Source organism: Stappia sp. TSB10P1A (genome assembly GCF_900185725.1).
Lineage (GTDB): Bacteria > Pseudomonadota > Alphaproteobacteria > Rhizobiales > Stappiaceae > Stappia.
Genome location: NZ_FYAU01000018.1, coordinates 233,547 through 254,914, shown reverse-complemented (window position 1 = coordinate 254,914; position 21,368 = coordinate 233,547). Strand labels below are relative to the sequence as shown.

Below are 21,368 nucleotides of genomic sequence, written 5' to 3'. Positions count from 1 at the left end.
CTTACCCTGCGTCACGTCTCGCCGGCAGGCAGGAGGCGGACGCATGATTCAATGTCTGGAAACCTTGCGATGTCATGATCCCTCCCTAGGCAGTTTCAACATGCAGGGCACGGCGGCTTCGCGCCGCGAGGGACGGGTCAGGTTGCGCAACCTCAAGACGTTGCTGGGCATCTTTCTCGGCATCATGATCGTCGTCGGCTTCGCCGGCGCGATTCATGCGGCAAATGTATTCTTTTCCCAGGCGATTTACACCCGCGACGCCGAGGAAACGGCACGCCGCATCGGCCGCGACCTGCAACAGCATCTGGATACCCACGGCCCGCGCGGCGAGGCTCCCCTCGTCTCCTTCTCGGGCGGGGATCTGCGGCTGTCGATCGACGGCGCCGGCGACGACGCACGCCGACCGTCCGCCGCCGCCCCGCCCATTGCGCCGGAGCCGGCAACCGTCACCCGCGAGAATGCCGTCGCCGCCTTCATGGCCAATCTCGACCGCAACGAGCTGGTCGGCACGGTCGCCGTGGTCTGGTCCGGCGCACACGCCGCGCCGCTGTCCTCGGCCGATGTGGTGCCGCGCGTCCCGCGCGAGAAGATCGACCGCCTGGCGCCGCGCATCGACGCCTTGCTGCGCACCCTTGCGGCCGGACAACCGCGCGCCGTCGACGTTCCCACCACGTTGTTCGGCCGCATGTCGGACACCACCTTGCTGGCCGTGCCGATCCTGGCGGGCGGTACCGTTGCCGGGGTGCTGATCCTGTCCTACGACCAGGAAACCACCGGCCTGTTCCTCAGCGAGGTGGTGCAGATCGGCGTCGGCATCCTGATGGCGATGATCTTCGCCGCCGTCGCCCTTGCCGCCCTGTTCGTGTGGATGCGCTTCCGCGACCGGCTGAAGGCGAGCAAGACGATCCAGTTCCTCGCCCATCACGACGCGCTGACCGGCCTGCCCAACCGCACGGTGTTCAGCACCAAGCTGAACGAGGCGCTGCGGCTGGCCAGCGCCCGGGCCTCCAACATCGCGGTGATGCTGATCGACGTCGACAAGTTCAAGGACATCAACGACACCTACGGCCATGCCGTGGGCGATCTGTTCCTGCAGGTGATCGCCGACCGCTTGAGCAACGTCTACAACGGACATCTGGTCGCCCGCCTGTCCGGCGACGAGTTCGCCGTCTTGATCGCCCGCGACATCGACCGGCGGGCGGTGACGCAGCTTGCCTCGGCGATGATCGCGGCGACGCGCACGCCGACCAACATCGACGGCAAGGACATTCCGATCTCGCTGTCGATCGGCGTTGCCCAGGCATCCGAGGCCGCCTGGCGCGCCTCGCGCCTGCTGCATTGCGCCGACCTTGCCCTCTACCGGGCCAAGCATTCGGGCCGGTCCACCTATGTCTGGTACACGCCGGACATGGACGCGGAGGCCCAGAAGCGCAAGCTGCTGGAAGGCGACCTGCGCAAGGCCCTGGCCCAGGACGAACTGCGCCTGCTCTATCAGCCGCAATTCTCGCTGCGCGACCTCGAGCTCACCGGCTACGAGGCCCTGCTGCGCTGGGAGCATCCCGAACACGGCACCATCTCGCCGACGGTGTTCATTCCCATCGCCGAGGAAGCCGGGCTGATCGAGGAGATCGGCGCCTGGGTGCTGGAGCATGCCTGCCTGGAGGCGTCGCGCTGGCGCGATGCCTCGCTCACCGTCGCCGTCAACCTCTCGCCCGCCCAGTTCCGCCCCGGCCGCACCGAGGAGCGCGTCGCAAACGCGCTGAAGGCCAGCGGCCTGTCGCCCGACCGGCTGGAGGTGGAGATCACCGAGAGCCTGCTGATCGCGGACACCGATGCGGTGGTGAAGACGCTGACGCAGATCCGCCACATGGGCGTCTCCATCGCGATGGACGATTTCGGCACCGGCTATTCGAGCCTCAGCTACCTGTCGCGCTTCCCCTTCGACACGATCAAGATCGACCGCTCCTTCGTCGCCTCCGTCGGCAAGAACCCGACCACCGACGCGATCATCGCCTCGATCGTCGGCCTGGGGCGCTCGCTGGAGGTGACGATCACCGCCGAGGGCGTCGAGGACGAGATGCAGGTCGCCCTGCTGCGCGCCGCCGGCTGCGACAAGGTTCAGGGCTTCCTGTTCGGCCGGCCGATGGATCTGTCGAACCTCGCCGCCACCGACGCCGTCGCTCTGTCCCAGAAGGCGCGCCGCGACCAACTGGCGCTCACCACCAGCCTCGGGACCCTGCCGCAACTGCCCTTCCTGCCCCAGTCCGGGCCGGCCGCCTGCGACGGCGCGGCAGCGGACGGTGCCGCGCCGCTTGCCCAGGCGGACGACGGGGCGCGCGCGGGCGTCGGCCGGGACGACAGGCAGAGGCGCGCCGCCGGCGCGGTGTGACACGGTGCCGGCGCCGCCGCGCCTACATGGCGGCTGCGGCGCGGGCGGCCTGGTCGTAATGGCCGGAGACCGAGCGCAGCGTCGCCGCCAGCCGCGACAGTTCTACCTCGTCCATGCCCAGCCCCTTGACCGGGCCGACCAGCAGCGCCTCGCGCAGCCGCCGGTACTCCATGCAGATCGCCTCGCCGGCGCGGGTGATCGCCACCGTCTTCTCCTTGCCGCGCTTGCCCGTCTCCACCAGTCCGGCGGCGGCGAGCTTCTTCAGCGCATAGGTGACGGTATGGGTGTCCTCGATATTCAGCACCAGGCAGATGTCGGAAAGCGACTTCGGCCGGCCGCGATGATTGACCGAGTGCAGCACCAAGGTGTCGAGCGGGCTCATCCCCGGCGCCCCGGCCGCCGCCATGCAGCGCACCATCCAGCGGTGATAGGCGTTGACCATCATCGTCACCGCGAACTCGACTTCCGAAAGCGCCGGCATGGCACCGGAGGCGAGATGAGCGGCCGAGACCACCGGCCCGATGCCGCCGCGCGCAATGTCCTCGGACCCAGTACTGTCTGTCATGAAATTCCTGCCTGAACTGTTCTGGCCAAGGCTACGGCAGGGAGCGGCGACAGGGCAACCGTCCTTCAGGGGGACGGATGGCGTCGCGGCACCAGGCCGGAGTGGAACCAGGTCACGAAACTCTCGATCGAATAGACCGGCACGCCGGTCGCGGCGCGAATATCGGCGGCATAGGGCACCATGTTGGTGCATTCCAGCACGATCGCCCCGACCTCCGGGTTTCGCGCCAGCAGCGCCTGCGCCGCCTCGACATTGTCGGCCCGCGCCGCCGTCACATCGAGCGCCTCCTCGTTGTCGAGGATCGCGCGGGTGAACTCGCGCCCGCCTTCCGTGCCCATCACCGGCGTATCGGCGGGGCAGCCGGCGGCGGCAAGATGCGCCTGCGTCAACGAGCCGGCGGAGATCGTCAGGATGCCGGCGCGCTTGCCCGGCGGCAGCAGCCGGTCGACCAGCGGCACCTGCATCAGGGAGGATGCGGCGACCGGAACCTGGAGCGCGGCCTGCAGGTCGCGCTGGAACAGGGACAGGAAGCCGCAATTGGTGGTGATGCCGTCGACCCCGTCGGCGACGAGTTCGCGCCCCGCGGCGATGAAGGCATCGAGCAGGCCGCTCGCCCCCTGCCGCACCGCCCGGTCGGGCGTCGCCTCGCGCACGATGCGGTAATGCACCGGGAACGGCCAGGTCAGCGCATTGCCCATGTCGCCGGGGATGCGCGGAAACCGCGCCTCCAGCATCAGGATCCCCACCGCCGCGCCGTAAAGCGCCTTGCCGCCGCGCACCGTCATCTCGTTCCTCCCGCGAAGACGTTGCCGCTCCGCCCGTCGCGAACCCTGGGTCAGATCCGGCAACAACGCGCCTCGTCGAGGATCTGCGCACCAGCGCTTGCGCAATACAAGGCCTTTGCGCGCACTATTAGAAACATTTTGTCGATAAATTGTTGACAACGAAACCTGCCCCCACGACACTCGCCGCAATTGGCCGGGGAGAGGCAGGGTGCAGCAGCACGACAGTGGGCGTTTGCGGGTCGCGGTAATCGGCGCGGGGATCGTCGGCGTCAGCGCCGCGCTTCGCCTTGTCGCCGACGGTCACGACGTCACCCTGATCGACCGCGCCGGCCCCGGCGAGGCGACCTCGCATGGCAATGGCGGCGTGCTCGCCTCCTGCGCCGTCGTGCCGGTCACCGTGCCCGGCCTGCCGGCCAAGGCGCCGCGCATGCTGATGGACCCGGACAGTCCGCTGTTCCTGCGCTGGTCCTACCTGCCGCGCCTGCTGCCCTGGCTCGCGAAATATCTCTCCCATTGCACCGCCGGCGAGACCGAGCGCATCGCCCGCGCGCTGCTGCCCATCGTCGGCGACAGCCTTGCCGAGCACCGCGACCTTGCCGGCGGCACGCAGGCCGAACGCTGGGTCGCCCCGTCCGACTATCTCTATGTCTATCGCGACCGCGCCGCCTTCGAGGCCGACGCCTTCGGCTGGCGGCTGCGGCGCGAGGCCGGCTTCACCTGGGACGAGATCGAGGGCGCGGCGCTCGGGGCCTATGACCCGCTGCTGGGCGAGGCCAACCGTTTTGCCGTCCGCCTTGCCGATCACGGCGTCATCCGCGACCCCGGCCGCTATGTGAAGGACCTTGCCGAGACGTTCCAGGCGCGCGGCGGCACCCTTCTGCGCGGCGCGTTGCAGGGCTTTCTCATCGAGAACGGCCGGTTGACCGGCCTTGCCACCGATGGCGGGCCGCTCGCCTGCGACCGTGCCGTGCTGGCGACCGGCGTCTGGTCCGGGCCGCTCGCCCGCGAGCTCGGCATTTCCGTGCCGCTGGAGAGCGAGCGCGGCTACCATCTGGAGCTGGAGGCGCCGAGCGCCCTGCCGCGCGCGCCCGTCATGTTCGCCTCGGCGAAATTCGTCGCCACCCCGCTGGAGGGGCGCATCCGCCTTGCCGGCGTCGTCGAGTTCGGCGGCCTTGCCGCCGGGCCCGGACAGGCGCCGTTCGAGCTTCTGGAGCGCCAGGTGCGCCGGGCCATGCCCGCGCTGCGCTGGGGTTCTGCACGTCAATGGATGGGTCACCGGCCGGCACCGGCCGACTCCATCCCCGTGATCGGGCCGTCGCCGGCATGCGGCGACATCCTGATGGCTTTCGGCCACCATCATATCGGCCTGACCGGCGGTCCGAGGACCGGCCGTCTCGTCGCCGACATGATCGCCGGCCGAGAGCCGAAACTCGACCCCGCCCCCTATTCGCCCGCGCGTTTCGCTGTCTAGAGTACGCCTTGCGAACAGGAAGACGGGCAACCGACCAGAGAGATGGACCGCCGCGAGATCCGGAACAATCGGGTCCCGGCCGATGGAGGACCGAGAATGACTGACCTGCTGAAGAGCACCACCGGCATCGTCACCGCCGCGCTTCTTGCCGCATCCGCCGCCTCCCCGGCGCTCGCCGCCGAGAAGTGGGACATGCCGCTCGCCTATCCGGCGACCAACTTCCATTCCGAGAATGCCGCCGTCTTCGCCGCCTGCGTCACCTCGGGCAGCGGCGGCGAGATCGAGATCGTCACCCATCCGGGCGGCTCGCTGTTCGGCGGCGCCGACATCAAGCGCGCGGTGCAGACCGGCCAGGCGCTGATCGGCGAGCGCCTGCTCTCCGCCCATGCCAACGAGGATCCGCTCTTCGGCATCGACAGCATTCCCTTCCTCGCCAGTTCCTTCGAGGCCTCGGGCAAGCTGTGGGATGCCGCAGAAGCCGCGATCGCCGAGGCGCTCGACGGCCAGAACCTGGTGCTGCTCTACACCGTGCCGTGGCCACCCCAGGGCATCTACTTCAACAAGGAGGTCAACTCCGGCAACGACATGAAGGGCGTCAAGTTCCGCGCCTACAATGCCGCCACCGCCAAGCTCGCCGAGCTGACCGGCATGCTCCCGGTCCAGATCGAGGCCGCCGAGGTGTCCCAGGCCTTCGCCACCGGCGTTGCCGAGTCCATGGTGTCCTCCGCCGCCACCGGCTACGACAGCAAGCTGTGGGAGAACGTCTCGCACTTCTACGAGGTCGACGCCTGGCTGCCGCGCAACGCCATGCTGGTCAACAAGGACAAGTGGGCCGGCCTGTCCGACGACATGAAGAAGGTCTTCACCGACTGCGCCGCCACGGCCGAGGCCGAGGGCCTGGAGAGGGCCAAGGCCTACACCACCAAGACGCTGGAAGGCCTTGCCTCCAACGGCATGCAGGTGCTCAAGCCGAGCGACGAGCTGAAGGCCGACCTTGCCGCCGTCGGCGCGACCATGACCGAGGAGTGGCTGGCGGCGGCCGGCGACAAGGGCAAGGCCATCGTCGACGCCTACAAGGCGCAGTAAGCGGCGCGTTCCGCCGCCTTCGTCACCGACGGTTCGGGCGCGCTCCCTCGGGGCAGCGCGTCCCTGGCTTGCCGCGATCGCAGGATCGCGGCAAGCCACCCGTCCCTGACAGCCGGGTCCCTGCCCTGCCGGCCTGTCCGTCGCCGGACCGCGTCTTGCGCGGCCCGGCATGACGGCGGCCCGTGGCCGGTCCGCAACAGACACGGAACACGACCATGATCGCACTCGGGCGCGGACTTCGCCGCCTTCTCGACGGTCTTTATTTCGCCGGCGGCATGATCGCCGCGCTGGCGCTGGTCTCCATTCTCGCCATCATCGTCGCGCAGATGATCGCCCGCTGGACCGGCGTCCTCTTTCCCGGCGCCGCCAACTATGCCGGCTACGCCATGGCCTCGGCCTCCTTCTTCGCCTTCGCCCATGCGCTCGGCCGCGGCGCCCATATCCGCGTCAGCATCCTGCTCAACGCGCTCGGCCGGCATCGCCGCTGGCTCGAGGTCTGGTGCTTCGCCATCGGCGCCGCGCTCGCCTGGTATCTGGCGCGCTACGCCATCAAGGCGGTCTACTGGTCGTGGAAACTCAACGACGTCAGCCAGGGCCAGGACGCCACGCCGCTGTGGATCCCGCAGACGGCGATGGCCGCCGGCGCCGTGCTGCTCGCCATCGCCATGACCGACCATCTGGTCCGCGTCCTCTTCCTCGGCTCGTCGGGCATCGTCTCCGACACGGTCGAACAGAGCCACGGGGAGTAAGCCGCCATGGAAACCTTCGCTCCCATCATTCTCTTCCTCTTCGTGCTGTTCCTGCTGCTGGGCACCGGCGTGTGGGTCGGCCTTGCCCTGCTCGGCGTCGCCTTCGTCGGCATGGAGCTGTTCACCTCGCGCCCGGCCGGCGATGCCATGATCACGGTGATCTGGGCCGCCTCCTCGTCCTGGACGCTGACCGCCCTGCCGCTGTTCATCTGGATGGGCGAGATCCTCTACCGCACGCGCCTGTCGGAGGACATGTTCCGCGGCCTCGCGCCATGGATGGCGCGCCTGCCCGGCGGCCTGCTGCATACCAATGTCGTCGGCTGCACGGTCTTCGCCGCCGTCTCCGGCTCCTCCGCCGCCACCCTGACGACCGTCGGCAAGATGTCGGTGCCGGAGCTGCGCAAGCGCCAGTATCCGGAAAAGATGGTGATCGGCACGCTGGCCGGCGCCGCCACCCTCGGCCTGATGATCCCGCCGTCGCTGACGCTGATCGTCTACGGCGTCACCATCAACGAATCGATCACCAAGCTGTTCATGGCCGGCATCCTGCCGGGCCTGGTGCTGGCCAGCCTGTTCATGGGCTACATCGCCATCTACGCCAAGGTCTCCAAGAGCTACAACCCGCAGCCCGAGCCGGCGATGAGCCTGCGCGAGAAGCTCGCCAATTCGCGCTTCCTGCTGCCGGTGATCGTGCTGATCATGGTGGTGATCGGCTCCATGTATCTCGGCCTCGCCACCGCGACGGAGGCGGCCGCCCTCGGCGTCATCGGCTCGCTGGCGCTTGCCGCCGGCCAGGGCTCGCTCACCTGGAAGACCTTCGGCGAGAGCCTGATGGGCGCCACCCGCACCTCGGCGATGGTGGCGCTGATCCTTGCCGGCGCCGCCTTCCTGTCGCTGTCGATGGGCTTCACCGGCCTGCCGCGCGCGCTCGCCGCCTGGATCGCCGACATGGAGCTGTCGCGCTTCCAACTGCTGATGGCGCTGCTGGTCTTCTACATCATCATCGGCTGCTTCCTCGACGGCATCTCCTCCGTGGTGCTGACCATGGCGGTGGTCGAGCCGATGATTCGCGCCGCCGGCATCGACGCGATCTGGTTCGGCATCTTCGTCGTGGTGGTGGTCGAGATGGCGCAGATCACGCCGCCCATCGGCTTCAACCTGTTCGTGCTGCAGGGCATGACGCGGCACGAGATGACCTATATCGCCCGCGCCGCGCTGCCGATGTTCGCGCTGATGGTGGTGATGGTGTTCATCCTGATCGCCTTCCCGGAGCTCGCCACCTGGCTGCCGGACAACATGCGCAACCGGCCGTAAGGTCCCGACGTCGCCCCCCCGTCCCCCGCCCCGTTTGCGGGCGAGGGACGGGCGCGAGCGGCAAAAACAACATTGACATTTTGTCGATAAATTGTTGACGTAACGACGATCAAACAATCGCTCGTCCGCGGCAGGCATGCAGGCGGGCAGGGCCGGCAGCGGAGAGACGCATCATGACGAGCGGCAAGTGGGATTTCTGGATCGACCGCGGCGGCACCTTCACCGACATCGTCGCCCGCGATCCCGAAGGCGGCATCCGCGCCCACAAGGTCCTGTCGGAGAACCCGGAAGCCTATCGCGACGCCGCCATCCAGGGCATCCGCGAGCTGATGGGCATCGCGATCGGCGAGCGCATCCCGGCCGAGCGCATCGCCGCCGTCAAGATGGGCACCACCGTCGCCACCAACGCGCTGCTGGAGCGCAAGGGCGACCGCACCCTGCTGGTCACCACCCGCGGCTTCCGCGATGCGCTGGAGATCGGCTACCAGGCGCGGCCCGACATCTTCGCCAAGGAGATCATCAAGCCGGAGCTGCTCTACGAGCGCGTCGTCGAGGTCGCCGAGCGCGTGCGCGCCGACGGCACCATCGAGGCCGAGCCGGACTTGGGCGAGGTCGAGCGCGACCTCAAGGCCGCCTATGACAGCGGCATCCGCTCCGCCGCAATCGTCTTCATGCACGCCTATGCCTTCCCCGCGCACGAGAAGAAGGTCGCCGCGATCGCCCGCAAGGTCGGCTTCCCGCAGGTCTCCGTCAGCCACGAGGTCTCGCCGCTGATGAAGCTGGTCGGGCGCGGCGACACCACCGTGGTCGATGCCTATCTCTCGCCGATCCTGCGCCGCTATGTCGAACAGGTGGCGAGCGAATTGCAGATCGAGGGCACCGACTGCCGGCTGATGTTCATGCAGTCCTCCGGCGGCCTCACCGCCGCCGACCTCTTCCAGGGCAAGGACGCGATCCTCTCGGGTCCGGCCGGCGGCGTCGTCGGCGCCATCGAGACCTCGAAGATGGCCGGCTTCGATGCGGTCATCGGCTTCGACATGGGCGGCACCTCCACCGACGTCTCCCACTACAACGGCGAGTATGAGCGCGCCTTCGAGACCGAGGTGGCGGGCGTGCGCATGCGCGCGCCGATGATGATGATCCATACGGTCGCGGCCGGCGGCGGCTCGATCCTCCATTACAAGGACGGCCGCTTCCAGGTCGGCCCGGATTCGGCCGGCGCCAATCCCGGCCCCGCCTGCTACCGCCGCGGCGGCCCGCTCGCCGTCACCGACGCCAATGTCATGGTCGGCAAGCTGCGTCCCGACTTCTTCCCGAAGATCTTCGGACCGGGGCGCGACGCGCCGCTCGACCGCGACGCGGTGGTGGCGAAGTTCGAGGAGATGGCAGCCCGCATCGGCGACGGCCGCTCCGCTGCCGAGGTCGCCGACGGCTTCCTGAAGATCGCCGTCGAGAACATGGCCAACGCCATCAAGAAGATCTCCGTCCAGCGCGGCTACGACGTCACCGAATATGCGCTGACCTGCTTTGGCGGCGCCGGCGGCCAGCACGCCTGCTCGGTCGCCGACAGCCTCGGCATGACCACGGTGATCGTCCACCCACTGTCGGGCATCCTCTCCGCCTATGGCATGGGCCTTGCCGACATCCGCGCCACCCGCCAGCAGGCGGTGGTGCGCCGGCTCGAGCCGGCGATGCTCGACGACCTTCAGGCGCTCGCCGGTCGCCTCTCGGCCGAGACCCGGGCCGAGGTCGCCGGCCAGGGCGTCGCGGAGGCTGAAATCCGCGACCTGCCCCGCGCCCTGCTGCGCTACGAGGGCACGGACACGCCGATCCCGGTCGCCTATGTGCCGGGCGACATCGATGCCATGGTCGGCGCCTTCGCCGATGCGCACCGCGCCCAGTTCGGCTTCGTCTACGAGAACAAGCCGATCGTCGTGGAAGCGCTCGAAGTGGAATCCGTCGGCGGCGGCTCCGGCATCGACGAGCCGGACCTGCCGCTCGTCGCCGGTTCGCCCACACCGGCGGACACGGGCACCATCTTCGCCGAGGGCGCGTGGCGCGAGGCCGGCTTCTTCGCCCGCGCCGGCCTCAAGCCGGGCCACAAGCTGTCCGGCCCCGCGCTCATCGTCGAGCCGCACCAGACCATCGTCGTCGAGCCGGGCTGGCAGGCGGAGATCACCGCCAAGGACCATGTCGTCCTGCGCCGCGTCGAAAAGCTCGCCCGCGCCGAGGCCATCGGCACCAAAGCCGATCCGGTCATGCTCGAGGTCTTCAACAACCTCTTCATGTCCATCGCCGAGCAGATGGGCGTGACGCTGCAGAACACCGCCTATTCGGTGAACGTCAAGGAGCGCCTCGACTTCTCCTGCGCGGTCTTCGACGCCTCCGGCGCGCTGGTCGCCAATGCCCCGCATATGCCGGTGCATCTGGGTTCCATGGACCGTTCCGTCGAGACGGTGATCAAGCTCAACGCCGGCGAGATCCGCCCCGGCGATGTCTTCGCGCTCAACGCGCCCTATAACGGCGGCACCCACCTGCCGGACATCACCGTCGTCTCGCCGGTCTTCGACGATGCGGGCAAGGAGATCCTGTTCTGGGCGGCGAGCCGCGGCCACCATGCCGATGTCGGCGGTTCGGCGCCCGGTTCCATGACCCCGCGCGCCACCACGGTGGACGAGGAAGGCGTGCTGATCGACAACTTCAAGCTCGTCGACCGGGGCCGCTTCCGCGAGGAAGAGCTGGTCGAGGTCCTCACCGACCATCCCTGGCCGGTGCGCAACGTCACGCAGAACGTCGCCGACCTGAAGGCGCAGATCGCCGCCAACGAGAAGGGCGTGCAGGAGCTGCGCAAGATGGTCGCGCACTTCGGCCTCGACGTAGTGCAGGCCTATATGGGCCACGTCCAGGACAATGCCGAGGAGAGCGTGCGCCGGGTCATCGAGGCGCTCACCGACAGCGAATACGAGTACCCGACCGACCAGGGCTCGGTGATCCGCGTCAGGATCACCGTCGACAAGGCGAGGCGCGAGGCGACCGTCGACTTCACCGGCACCAGCGAGGTGAAGCCGAACAACTTCAACGCGCCCGAGCCCGTCACCCGCGCCGCCGTGCTCTACTGCTTCCGCGTCATGGTCGAGGGCCACATCCCGATGAATGCCGGCTGCCTCAGGCCGATCCACATCGTCATCCCCGACGGCTGCATGCTGAAGCCGGCCTACCCGGCCGCCGTCGTCGCCGGCAACGTGGAGACCAGCCAGCACGTCACCAACGCCCTGTTCGGCGCGCTGGGGGCCATGGCCAACAGCCAGGGGTCGATGAACAACCTGACCTTCGGCAACGCCACCTACCAGTATTACGAGACCCTGTGCTCCGGCTCGCCCGCCGGTCCCGGCTTCAACGGCACCGACGGCGTCCATGTGCACATGACCAACTCGCGCCTCACCGATCCGGAAGTGCTGGAATTCCGCTATCCGGTGCTGCTGGAGGATTTCCACATCCGCGAGGGTTCGGGCGGCACCGGCAAGTGGCATGCCGGCAACGGCACCAAGCGCACCATCCGCTTCCTGGAGGAGATGGAACTGGCGATCCTGTCGTCCCACCGCACCATCGCGCCGAAGGGCGGCGACGGCGGCGGCGACGGCCAGCTTGGGCGAACCCTGGTGCGCCGTCTCGACGGCAGCATCGAGGAGCTCGCCGGCTGCGACCAGACGGTGCTGAAGGCGGGCGAGGCGGTCACCGTCATCACCCCGACCGCCGGCGGCTGGGGCAAGGCCTGACTGACGGATCGGCCGGGACCGGCGGCGGAGGGTGGGCGCGTCGGCGTGCCGTCGCCACCGCTCTGGGAACGAATAGCCCCCGGCTCTGCGCTTGCGCGCGGCCGGGGTGACGGCCGAGAGGGAGGGATCGCCGTCGCCCCACCCTCGGAAGGTCACCCCGGGCAAGGCGGAGCCGCGACCCGGGGCCTATTGGCTGCCAGAGCGCCAGCGAGGACACCGAAACCTCTCCTTTCGTCATCCCGCACGAAGCGCAGCGGAGATGCGGGACCGGCGAGCCGAGGGCCTTTCGGCAGCGCTCCCGGCCGTCCCCACGACCGCCGTGCCTCCCCGGTCCCGGATCGTCGGCCTGCGGCCTCGTCCGGGAAGACGCCCGAAAGGGTAGAGCGAGGCAACACCTGCTGAGGCTGCCTCTGGTTCCCGGCTCTGCGCTGCGCGCGGCCGGGATGACGGCCTGAGAATGACGCTCGGCCCCACCTCCCCTCCGAGGTCACCCCGGACGAGCATCGCGAGATCCGGGGCCTATTGGCTGCCAGAGCACTGATGAGGACGCGCTGGCCGAGCCCCACTCTCCGGCTGTCGTCCCGGTCTCAGTGAAGCCGAAGACCGGGATCTAGCAACCCCGAACGGTTCGGCTCACGCCCCGGTGCTGCAGCATCCTCCCGGACGCAATCCTCTCCTCTCGTCCTCCCGGACGGCGCGTGAGCGCCGAGCCGGGACCGGCGAGCCGAGGGCCTTTCGTCCTCCCCGCCGTCCCCACGACCGCCGTGCCTCCCGCGCGCAGGCGCCCCCGACCGAAAACACCGGCGCCGGCCAGCCATTTGTGCTGGCAATGCGTCCGCCGGACTCCCATATGACGGGCGTTGTTCTCGACAAGAGCCGATCGGAGGAAATCCCTGATGCAAGCTGCCGCCCGCCGGATGCGCAAGACGACAGCCGTTATTGCCCTTGGAATTGCCGCGCTTTTCGCCGCCGTCGACTTTGCCGAGGCCCGGCGCGCCGGCAGCGGCGGCTTCGGCAGCCGCGGTGCCCGCACCTTTTCCGCCCCCGCCCCGACCAACACCGCCCCCGGCACCGCCGCGCCGATGCAGCGCACGATGACGCCGCAGCCGGCGCAGGGCCAGCAGGCAGTGCCGGGCGGCGCCCGCCAGCCGCAGGCGGCCCAGCCCTCGCGCGGGCTTTTCGGCGGCATGGGCGGCGCCCTGCTCGGCGGTCTTCTCATGGGCGGCCTGATCGGCATGCTCTTCGGCGGCGGTCTCGGCGGCTTTGCCGGCTTCCTCGGCCTTCTCCTGCAGGTGGCGCTGATCGGCTTTCTCGTCGTCCTGGCGATGCGCTTCTTCGGCGCGCGGCGCGAGCAGCCCGCAGCCGCGGCGGCCGGTGGCGCCCGCCCGAATTTCGGCGGCCATGCCGGGGACACCACCCGCACCCCGTTCAGCTTCGGCGGCATGGGGAGCACCGGCATGGGCAGCGGCACGGCCACCCCGGTCCAGGCTTCTGTCATGGAAACGCCGCTCGATCTGGAGGAGGCCGATTTCGATCGCTTCGAGCAGATGCTGGCCGACGTGCAGGACGCCTATGGCCGCGAGGACTATGCCGCGCTGCGCCGTCTGGCGACGCCCGAGGCGATGTCCTTCCTCGCCGAGGAACTGGGCGAGCTCGCCTCTGCCGGCAAGCGCAATGCCGTCTCGGACGTGAAGCTGCTGCAGGGCGACCTCTCGGAGGCCTGGAGCGAAGGCGACGACGACTACGCGACCGTCGCCATGCGCTTTTCCGCCCTCGACGCCATCCTCGACCGCAATTCCGGCCGCGTCCTCTCGGGCAGCCTGGAAGAGCCGCAGGAAAGCACCGAACTTTGGACCTTCCGCCGCCAGAAGGGCGGCGACTGGGTGCTCGCGGCCATCCAGGGCACCGAGTAAGCCTCTCCGGACGCTCCGCGCGACCTTTGAAACCGCCCCGTTCGGGGCGGTTTTTTTTGCGACTGCCGCACGCTATAAGCTTTTTCTAATAAATACCCAGATTGCGATGGCGCTTATCGCCGATGATTCCATAAGGGAAAATACAAATACATTGATTTTGATGAAAAAAGACTTAGGCAATTTTTACGATGCAACCAACTGAACTAAAAAATATTTCAAATTATTTATATGCAACTTCAGGTTATTTTATGTTTTTGTTAATTGGCGATGAGGATCATGAGGCGCACGGAAACCTGCATCAGTGTCGAAGCTGCAACCTTGACGATTGACGACTTGACGCCGATTCTCAACACAAGGTTTTGAAAAATGATCTCTTCGCGCCACCGAACCAGCCGCCTGCGCTCAATCGCCGCGAAAATTCTCGGCCTCGTCGCGTTCCTCGGGGCAATGATGCTCGTCATTGCCGCAACCGGTCTCCTGCAAATGCAGAAGATCGGCGAGGAACTGACGGAGATTGCCGAGGAGACCATTCCCCTGACGGTGAACGTCACCAATGTCACCCTGCACCAGATGGAGCAGGCGCTGCTGCTGGAACGGCTGCTGAGGGCCGCCGATCTGAAGGCGTCCGAGGCCACCGGCACGATCGCCGACCTGACAGCCGGCCTGACGAGGCTGGCTGCGACCGTCCAGGCGGAGATCCTCCAGGCGGAAGACCTGGCCGAGCACGGCATCAAGCTCGCGACGACGCCGGAGCACCGGCTGAAATACGAGGCCGTGCTGGCGCAGTTGAAGCGCATCGAGACGGAACACCAGACCTACGACCGGCACATCCGCGAGGTCATCGACCGGATCGGTGCCGGGGACATCGCCAGGGCCTCGACTGTCGCGGTGGAACTGGAGCGCGAGCAGCAGGCGCTGAACGCGGAACTGGCGGCGCTGACCGCTGATCTCAACAGGTTCACCGAGGACTCCGCCCGCGAGGCCAAGGCGCACGAGCTGCACGGGCTGAAGATCATGGCGACCGTGTCGCTCTTCGCCCTGACGGCGGGGCTCGCCATCGCCCTGCTGCTCTCGATCTTCGGCATCAGCCGGCCGCTGCGCGCCGTCGTTCATGCGCTCAACCGGCTGGCGCAGGACGACACCAGCGTGCAGATCGCCGTGCGCAGCCGCGACGAGATCGGCGAACTCGCCGTGGCGTTCGAGTCCTTCCGCGAGAAGACCATCGAGATCCGGCGCCTGCAGGAGCAGGCGAGGGAAGAGGAAGAGCGCATCGAGCACGAGAAGCGCGCGGCAACGCTCCGCCTTGCCGACAGTCTCGAGACCACGGTCAAGGGCGTTTCCGACAGTATCGCAACCGTCGTGAAGGAGCTGGAAGCCACAGCGCAGATGCTGGCGAAGAACGCCAACGAGACCTCGGGCACCGCCAATACGGTCGCGGCCGCCGCCGAGGAATCGAGCCGCGGCGTCCAGACCGTCGCCTCGGCGGCCGAAGAGCTCTCCGCCTCCATCGGCGAGATCAGCCGCCAGGTGACCGCCGCCCTCGGCGCCGCCGGCACCACCTCCGAGAATGCCCGCAGCTCCAGCCAGACGGTCGGCGCGCTCTCCGCCTCCGCCCGCAAGATCGACGCCGTGGTCAAGCTCATCAACGACATCGCCGAGCAGACCAACCTGCTCGCCCTCAACGCCACCATCGAGGCGGCGCGGGCCGGCGAGGCCGGCAGGGGTTTTGCCGTGGTCGCCGGCGAGGTCAAGGCGCTGGCCAACCAGACCGGACGGGCGACCGAGGACATCAGCCGCCAGGTCGGCGACATGCAGTCGGGCGCCGCCCTCACCTCCTCCGCCATCGAGGCGGTGGTCGCCGCCATCGGCCAGATCAACGGCCAGATCTCGGCCATCGCCTCGGCGATCGAGGAGCAGAACGCGGTGACCGCCGAAATCGCCCGCAATGTCCACGAGGTGGCACAGGGCAGCGACGAGATCACCCGCAGCATCTCCACCGTGCGTGAAAGCGCCATGGACTCAAGCTCCGGCGCCCGCCAGGTGCTGTCCACCGTCGGCGTGCTGTCGCAGCAGTCCAGCGCCCTGCAGCACGAGCTTGCCACCTTCCTGCGCAACATCCGGGCGGCCTGACGGCTGCCCTGGCCTGCGCAACATCCGGGCGGCCTGACGGCCGCCCGGTTCGCGCCGGTCAGGCGGAAAAATTATCCGCTTTTCAAGGGAAACAGCCCGGCTGTATCGTCTTGCGCCGGCAATGGAGCCGCGCTTGACCCTGGGGCTAGTCGTATGACCGCAAAAACAATTCTGGCCGCCGTGACCCTGCTGCTGGTCACCGCCGGCACCGCTGCGGCGACCGAGTGGAAGTTCGATCTGGAAAACCGCTCGGCCGCCAATGTCACCTCGTTCCGCACCCAGGAAAACGGCGTGTGGAGCGACAACTGGCTCGATGAGATCATCCTGCCGGGCGACACGTTCGAGATGGACTTCGGCACCAATGAGGGCGAGTGCACCGTGCGCACCCGCATCGACTTCACCGACGGCACCTATGTCGACGCCAATATCGACTATTGCAACATGACGACGATCACCGTCCGCAACAAGGACGTGGTCTGGAAGTAGCCGCACCGATCGCGGAAGCCGATGGCAGCGGGCCGTCCCACCGGGCGGCCCGCATCCGGTTGCGGCAACAGCACCACGCCGCCGCCACCGTGCTCCCCTACCTGCCCGCCGCCGCGAACATCCAGTTGAGCACCAGCCGCCAGTCGGTCATGCGGATCGGCGTGCCGTGGGTGCCGGTCTCGAACAGCACGAAGCGCGCCGGATAGTCGGACTTGCGCGCCTTCAGCCGCTCGTAGAAGGCGGCCTGCCGCTTCCAGTTATAGACCTCGTCCCAGCTCCCATGGCCGAAATAGATCGGCAGCCGCCCGGAGCGGAACGTGCCGCTCGACAGGAAGTCCTCGTCCCAGGTCGAGCCCATCAGCAGCATGCCGCCCATCATCGCCGCCGCGCCGCTGTCGCGCGCCAGCCGCCAGCACAGGAAGCCGCCCATCGAGCCGCAGGCGACATAGACCCGCGCCTGCGGCGCCTGGCTCACATAGTGCTGCATCAATGCCTTGACGTCGCCCGCCCCGCGCGCGTCGAAATCCTTGACGTCCAGCGTCATGTAGAGGCCGGAATTGCGCACCATCAGGTTCTTGATGCGGTTGAAATTGCCGCCGAAGCTGACGTCGTTCATGCCCTGGAAGCGGTTGCCGCCCTGGCCATGCACATAGATGACGATGCTGCGCGCGCCGCGCGGCTCGCCGACCCGCATATAGGTGATCGTCCGCCCGCCGGCCGTCAGCTTCAGGTCCTTCTGCGAGCTGCTCGGCCGCATCGAGACATATTCGCCGAAGACCTCGCGCTCCCACTCCTTGTCGCGCTGGTGGATGTCGCGGCGCTTGTCGTAGTCGACGATGACGAAGGCGTCGTCCGCCTTGCCGGCCAGCAATCCCGGATAGGCGAACAGCCGGTCCTTGAACGGCTCCAGTTGATAGGCCGCGGCCGGGCTTGCGCCCACCATGGTCAGCAGGAGCAACAGAGCGGCGACGACGCGCGGCGGCAGGGTCGGGGTGCGGGTCACGGTCGCGGTCACGGTGCAGGCTCTCTCCTCAGCAGTCGGCCGGCGCTTCGGCCCGGTTCCGGATCATTCACCAGCCCTGGCCCGTTTCGCAAGGGCGACCAGGCGCGGGCGCAGCTCGCCCGCGCTTTCCAGCGGCGGGTCGAAGTCGAGCCGCGCCACCCTGTCGCCGTCGACGAGATCGAGCCCCGCCGGATCGAGCGAGGACAGGCGCCAGGGGCCGGGCCGCGCCTTCGCCAGCGTCTGCGCGTAGAGCCGAACCGCGTCGAGATGATCCTGGTTCATGTGCTCGACCGCCCCTGCCTCGGCGGCGGCGAGCTCCGCCAGGACCTCTCCCGACAGCAGCAGGTCCTCCGCCGTCAGGTGATAGGCCTTGCCGAAACCGCCATTGAGGCTCGCGCGCTCGGGGACGATGCGGAAGAAGGCGAAATCGGGAAAGTCGACATAGAGCTGGGCCTTCGGGTGGCGCAGCAGATAGCGCCGCCGCACGGCCGCGTGCGCCGGATCCGCCGGATCGATCCGCTCTGCCCGGCCGACCAGGCTGAGGCGCGGATGCGCCAGCGGGTCGCCCTTGCCCGGCTCGCCGACCAGCAGCGAGCAGCGCGGATCGGCGAGGATCGCCCCCGTGTGCTGCGACAGCCGCGAGACCAGCATCACCGGCGTGCCGTCCATTTCGGTGGCAAGGCCGACGCGCGAGACGAAGGGCATGCCGTCGGCCGGGTCGAGCACGCCGAGCGCGCCGTAGCGCGCCAGCCGCATCAGCCGGCGCGACAGATGCCGCGCCTCGTCGTCGGTGGGCCGGATCACCTCCGGCCGGTCGTCTTCAGCCATGGCGGAGCTCTGCTCGTTTCGGGGTCGCAGGATGGGTCGAACTGGCTGGCGCGGCAGCGCGTGGCTGCCGGTGTTTTGCCCGTGCCGCGGCCGGAAAGCAATGGCCGGCGACGGCCGGGCCGGGCGTCCGGGCCTTGCTGTCGCCACATTGCGAGCAATGGTATGACGGCAGACACCTTTCCAAGGGAGGCCTGCCATGGCCGCAAACGCCGCCCGCCGCGCGGGGCGACTGACCTCCTGGATCGTCAGGGGCGTCCTCACCGCCGTGCTCGCGCTCGCCGTCGACATCACCGCGCCGCGCCCCGCCGCCGCCGAGACCGTCATCCCTGTCGGCAACCATGCCGGCCAGCACCGGGGTGGCCCATACCGGGGCGGTCAGCACCGGGGCGGCCGGCATTGGGGCGGCCACCGCGCGCATCGCCACTATCGGCCGCAGCGGCACTACCGGGTCCAGCGGCACTATCGGCCCTATCGCGACGACTGGAACTACCGCTATGGCGGCAGCGGCGTCTATTTCGGCGCCGGGGCGGCGACGGTGTTCGGCCTTGCCGCCGGCGCCATCCTCGGCCAGGGGCTCGCGGCCCCGCGCTATGTCGCCCCCTATCCGGTTGCCCCGTCCCGCGTCGTCCGCGGTGCGCACGCTCCCTGGACGCCGCAGTGGTACGCCTATTGCGCCCGCAAATATCGAAGCTTTAACCCCAACACCGGATACTATCTCGCCTATTCGGGCCGCTATCGCTTCTGCCGCTGAGTGGCGGTGCGCGGCCCCTGGCGGCAGCCTGCGAAACCTGAACGCCAGATGAACGGGCGTCTCAGTCGACGTTCAAGCGCCGGGTGGCACTGTCGCCCCATGAACACTTAAAGCCACTGGAAGGAACGACCCATGGCCCTGAAGCAACTCTCTGCCCGCGCTCTTGCCGTTGCGCTTGCCGGCGCCCTGCTCGTGCCGGCACTCGCCCCTTCCGCCGAGGCCCGCGACGGCCGCCATGGCTGGGGCAATGGCGGCGGCTACAAGCATCACCGGGTATACCGTCCGCACCGCCCGGGTCCGGACTATCGCCATCATCGCGGCAATCGCGGCAACGATGTCGGCGCGGCCGTTGCCGCCGGCGTGATCGGCCTTGCCGCCGGCGCGATCCTCGGATCGGCGCTCAGCGCGCCGCAGCCGGTCTATGAGCCGGAATACATCTACCGCGATCCGCTGCCCCCGCGCGGCACCGTCTATTTCGACCCGGCCGACCGCAGCAATCCCTACACCCCGGCCCCGCCGGTGGTGGTGACCCGCGGCACCCTGCAGCCCTATACCCCGGAATGGTATTCCTATTGCGCGGCCAAGTACCGGAGCTTCAACCCGAACACCGGCACCTACACGACCTATCAGGGCCAGCAGCGCTTCTGCCAGTAAGGGCGCAAGCCCGCTGACGGCCCCTCCCCGAACGGCCCGGCTCCTCCCGCCGGGCCGTTTCGCGTTTGCCGCGCTTCCCGGCTTGCGGCAGCCGCTGCGTGTATCCACCTGAAAACACTTGCGGCCCGGCCGTATGTGGTGATGATCGTCCCCCGCTGAGCGGAGGAAACCATGCTGTCTGCCCTTGATCTTGCCCGGTCGCTGGATGCCGGGACGCTGACCATCGATGCGCTGTACGACGAGATCGCCGCGCGCATCGCCGGGCAGGAAGCGGTGGTCCAGGCCTTCGTCCAACACGACCTGGAGGCCGCCCGCCGCGCCGCCCATGCCGCGCGCGGCCCGCTGATGGGCCTGCCGCTCGCCGTGAAGGACAATATCGACACGGCCGGCTTCCCGACCAGCTACGGCTCGCCGATCCATGCCGGCCATCGTCCGGCGGTCGACGCGGCCGTCGTCGCGCTGGCAAAGCGTGCCGGCGCCGCGATCCTCGGCAAGACCGTCACCACCGAATTCGCCTTCTTCCAGCCCGGCCCGACCCGCAACCCGCACAATCCCGAGCACACGCCGGGAGGCTCCTCCTCCGGCTCCGCCGCCGGCGTTGCCGCCGGCTTCTTTCCGCTGGCCCTCGGCACCCAGACCGGCGGCTCGGTGGTGCGGCCGGCCTCCTTCTGCGGCGTCGCCGGTTTCAAGCCGTCCTTCGGCCATCTGCCGACCGTCGGCCTGAAATATTTCTCCTGGACGCTGGACACGCTCGGCCTGTTCGGCAAGGGCATCGCCGACGTCGCCTTCGCCGGCAGCGTGCTGTCGGCGCGTGACTGGCGGGTGGATGCGATGGTGTCTTTGCCGCCGCGCATCGGCGTCGTCGATCCGCAGCCCTGGGCCCAGGCCGACGACGACATGCAGGGGGCGCTGGACACCGCCATCGCCCGCGCCGGCCGCGCCGGTGCCGCCGTCTCCCGCGTGTCGCTGCCGCCGGTCTTCCGCGAGGCCTTCGCCGCCCACCAGACCATCCAGGATTTCGAGGCGACCCGCGCCCTCGCCGCCGAGGTCGACACGGCGCCCGAACTGATCAGCCCGATCCTGATGAAGACGCTGGAAGAGGGCGCGCTGATCGAACCGGCCGCCTATGACGCGGCCCTGGAGGTCGCGCGGCAGGCCCGCCATGCCTTCGCCGAGGTGATCACCCAGGTCGATGTGCTGATGATGCCCTCCGCGCCGGGCGCGGCCCCGGCCGGGCTCGCGTCCACCGGCTCCTCCGTCTTCAACCGGCTCTGGACGCTGATGGGCGGACCCAGCGTCAACGTGCCGGGCCTTGCGACGGCGGGCGGCCTGCCGCTCGGCATCCAGTTGATCGGGCTGCACGGCCGCGACCGGGCGACGCTGCTCGCCGCGCGCTGGCTGGAGGAGTGCCTGGCGAAGGGAACCTGAGCCCCGCGCAGGGTTCGGGCCGGGCCGATGCCGGATGACC

At 68.8% G+C, this 21,368-nt stretch carries 16 protein-coding genes; 12 read left to right on the top strand and 4 right to left on the bottom strand.

Features of this window, described 5'->3' with window-relative positions; genetic code table 11:
- Positions 1-100: 100 nt before the first annotated feature.
- Positions 101-2,389 (top strand): bifunctional diguanylate cyclase/phosphodiesterase, encoded by a 2,289-nt coding sequence (locus tag TSB10P1A_RS07775; RefSeq protein ID WP_208987041.1) that lies wholly within the window; start codon positions 101-103, stop codon positions 2,387-2,389.
- A gap of 22 nt (positions 2,390-2,411) precedes the next feature.
- Here the strand turns inward: TSB10P1A_RS07775 and TSB10P1A_RS07770 are convergent, their stop codons facing one another.
- Both TSB10P1A_RS07770 and TSB10P1A_RS07765 read right to left on the bottom strand, forming a co-directional pair.
- Positions 2,412-2,954: a winged helix DNA-binding protein gene (locus tag TSB10P1A_RS07770; RefSeq protein WP_186387328.1), complete on the bottom strand. Its 543-nt coding sequence runs from the start codon at positions 2,952-2,954 to the stop codon at positions 2,412-2,414.
- Positions 2,955-3,019: 65 nt separating this feature from the next.
- Entirely contained in the window at positions 3,020-3,739 is a 720-nt protein-coding gene (locus tag TSB10P1A_RS07765; protein ID WP_186387327.1) for an aspartate/glutamate racemase family protein, read from the bottom strand.
- Between the two features lie 208 nt (positions 3,740-3,947).
- Here TSB10P1A_RS07765 and TSB10P1A_RS07760 point away from each other — a divergent pair, with 208 nt between their 5' ends.
- The 8 genes from TSB10P1A_RS07760 (at position 3,948) to TSB10P1A_RS07725 (ending at position 16,664) form a co-directional block, all read left to right on the top strand.
- Positions 3,948-5,210, top strand: a complete 1,263-nt coding sequence (locus tag TSB10P1A_RS07760; protein WP_186387326.1) for an FAD-binding oxidoreductase — start codon at positions 3,948-3,950, stop codon at positions 5,208-5,210.
- Between the two features lie 96 nt (positions 5,211-5,306).
- On the top strand, positions 5,307-6,296 hold the full coding sequence (locus TSB10P1A_RS07755) for a TRAP transporter substrate-binding protein (protein ID WP_186387325.1): 990 nt from the start codon (positions 5,307-5,309) through the stop codon (positions 6,294-6,296).
- Positions 6,297-6,511: 215 nt separating this feature from the next.
- Positions 6,512-7,045 carry a TRAP transporter small permease gene (locus TSB10P1A_RS07750; protein ID WP_186387324.1) on the top strand — a complete coding sequence of 178 codons (534 nt, stop codon included), beginning with the start codon at positions 6,512-6,514 and terminating at the stop codon, positions 7,043-7,045.
- Positions 7,046-7,051: 6 nt separating this feature from the next.
- Positions 7,052-8,359, top strand: a complete 1,308-nt coding sequence (locus tag TSB10P1A_RS07745; RefSeq protein WP_186387323.1) for a TRAP transporter large permease — start codon at positions 7,052-7,054, stop codon at positions 8,357-8,359.
- 173 nt (positions 8,360-8,532) lie between these two features.
- The gene (locus TSB10P1A_RS07740; RefSeq protein ID WP_186387322.1) at positions 8,533-12,135 is read left to right on the top strand and encodes a hydantoinase B/oxoprolinase family protein; all 3,603 of its coding nucleotides are present in this window, start codon (positions 8,533-8,535) and stop codon (positions 12,133-12,135) included.
- An 896-nt stretch (positions 12,136-13,031) separates the two neighbouring features.
- Positions 13,032-14,048 (top strand): TIM44-like domain-containing protein, encoded by a 1,017-nt coding sequence (locus tag TSB10P1A_RS07735; protein ID WP_186387321.1) that lies wholly within the window; start codon positions 13,032-13,034, stop codon positions 14,046-14,048.
- Positions 14,049-14,414: 366 nt separating this feature from the next.
- Positions 14,415-16,178, top strand: coding sequence for a methyl-accepting chemotaxis protein (locus tag TSB10P1A_RS07730; protein ID WP_208987040.1), 1,764 nt, complete (start codon positions 14,415-14,417; stop codon positions 16,176-16,178).
- 153 nt (positions 16,179-16,331) lie between these two features.
- Positions 16,332-16,664 (top strand): hypothetical protein, encoded by a 333-nt coding sequence (locus tag TSB10P1A_RS07725; protein WP_186387320.1) that lies wholly within the window; start codon positions 16,332-16,334, stop codon positions 16,662-16,664.
- A 97-nt stretch (positions 16,665-16,761) separates the two neighbouring features.
- On the opposite strand, the gene TSB10P1A_RS07720 is transcribed toward TSB10P1A_RS07725, so the two are convergent.
- Complete coding sequence (locus TSB10P1A_RS07720) at positions 16,762-17,679, bottom strand: alpha/beta hydrolase (RefSeq protein WP_244293024.1); 918 nt, start codon at positions 17,677-17,679, stop codon at positions 16,762-16,764.
- A gap of 51 nt (positions 17,680-17,730) precedes the next feature.
- Positions 17,731-18,495 (bottom strand): HugZ family protein, encoded by a 765-nt coding sequence (locus TSB10P1A_RS07715; protein WP_186387319.1) that lies wholly within the window; start codon positions 18,493-18,495, stop codon positions 17,731-17,733.
- Positions 18,496-18,691: 196 nt separating this feature from the next.
- Between TSB10P1A_RS07715 and TSB10P1A_RS07710 the strand changes: the two genes are divergently transcribed.
- The 3 genes from TSB10P1A_RS07710 (at position 18,692) to TSB10P1A_RS07700 (ending at position 21,328) form a co-directional block, all read left to right on the top strand.
- A complete protein-coding gene (locus TSB10P1A_RS07710) occupies positions 18,692-19,246 on the top strand; it encodes a BA14K family protein (RefSeq protein ID WP_208987039.1) in 555 nt (184 codons plus the stop codon).
- Between the two features lie 132 nt (positions 19,247-19,378).
- Positions 19,379-19,900 carry a BA14K family protein gene (locus TSB10P1A_RS07705; protein ID WP_208987038.1) on the top strand — a complete coding sequence of 174 codons (522 nt, stop codon included), beginning with the start codon at positions 19,379-19,381 and terminating at the stop codon, positions 19,898-19,900.
- A gap of 171 nt (positions 19,901-20,071) precedes the next feature.
- Positions 20,072-21,328 (top strand): amidase, encoded by a 1,257-nt coding sequence (locus TSB10P1A_RS07700; protein WP_186387318.1) that lies wholly within the window; start codon positions 20,072-20,074, stop codon positions 21,326-21,328.
- The last annotated feature ends 40 nt before the right edge of the window (positions 21,329-21,368 follow it).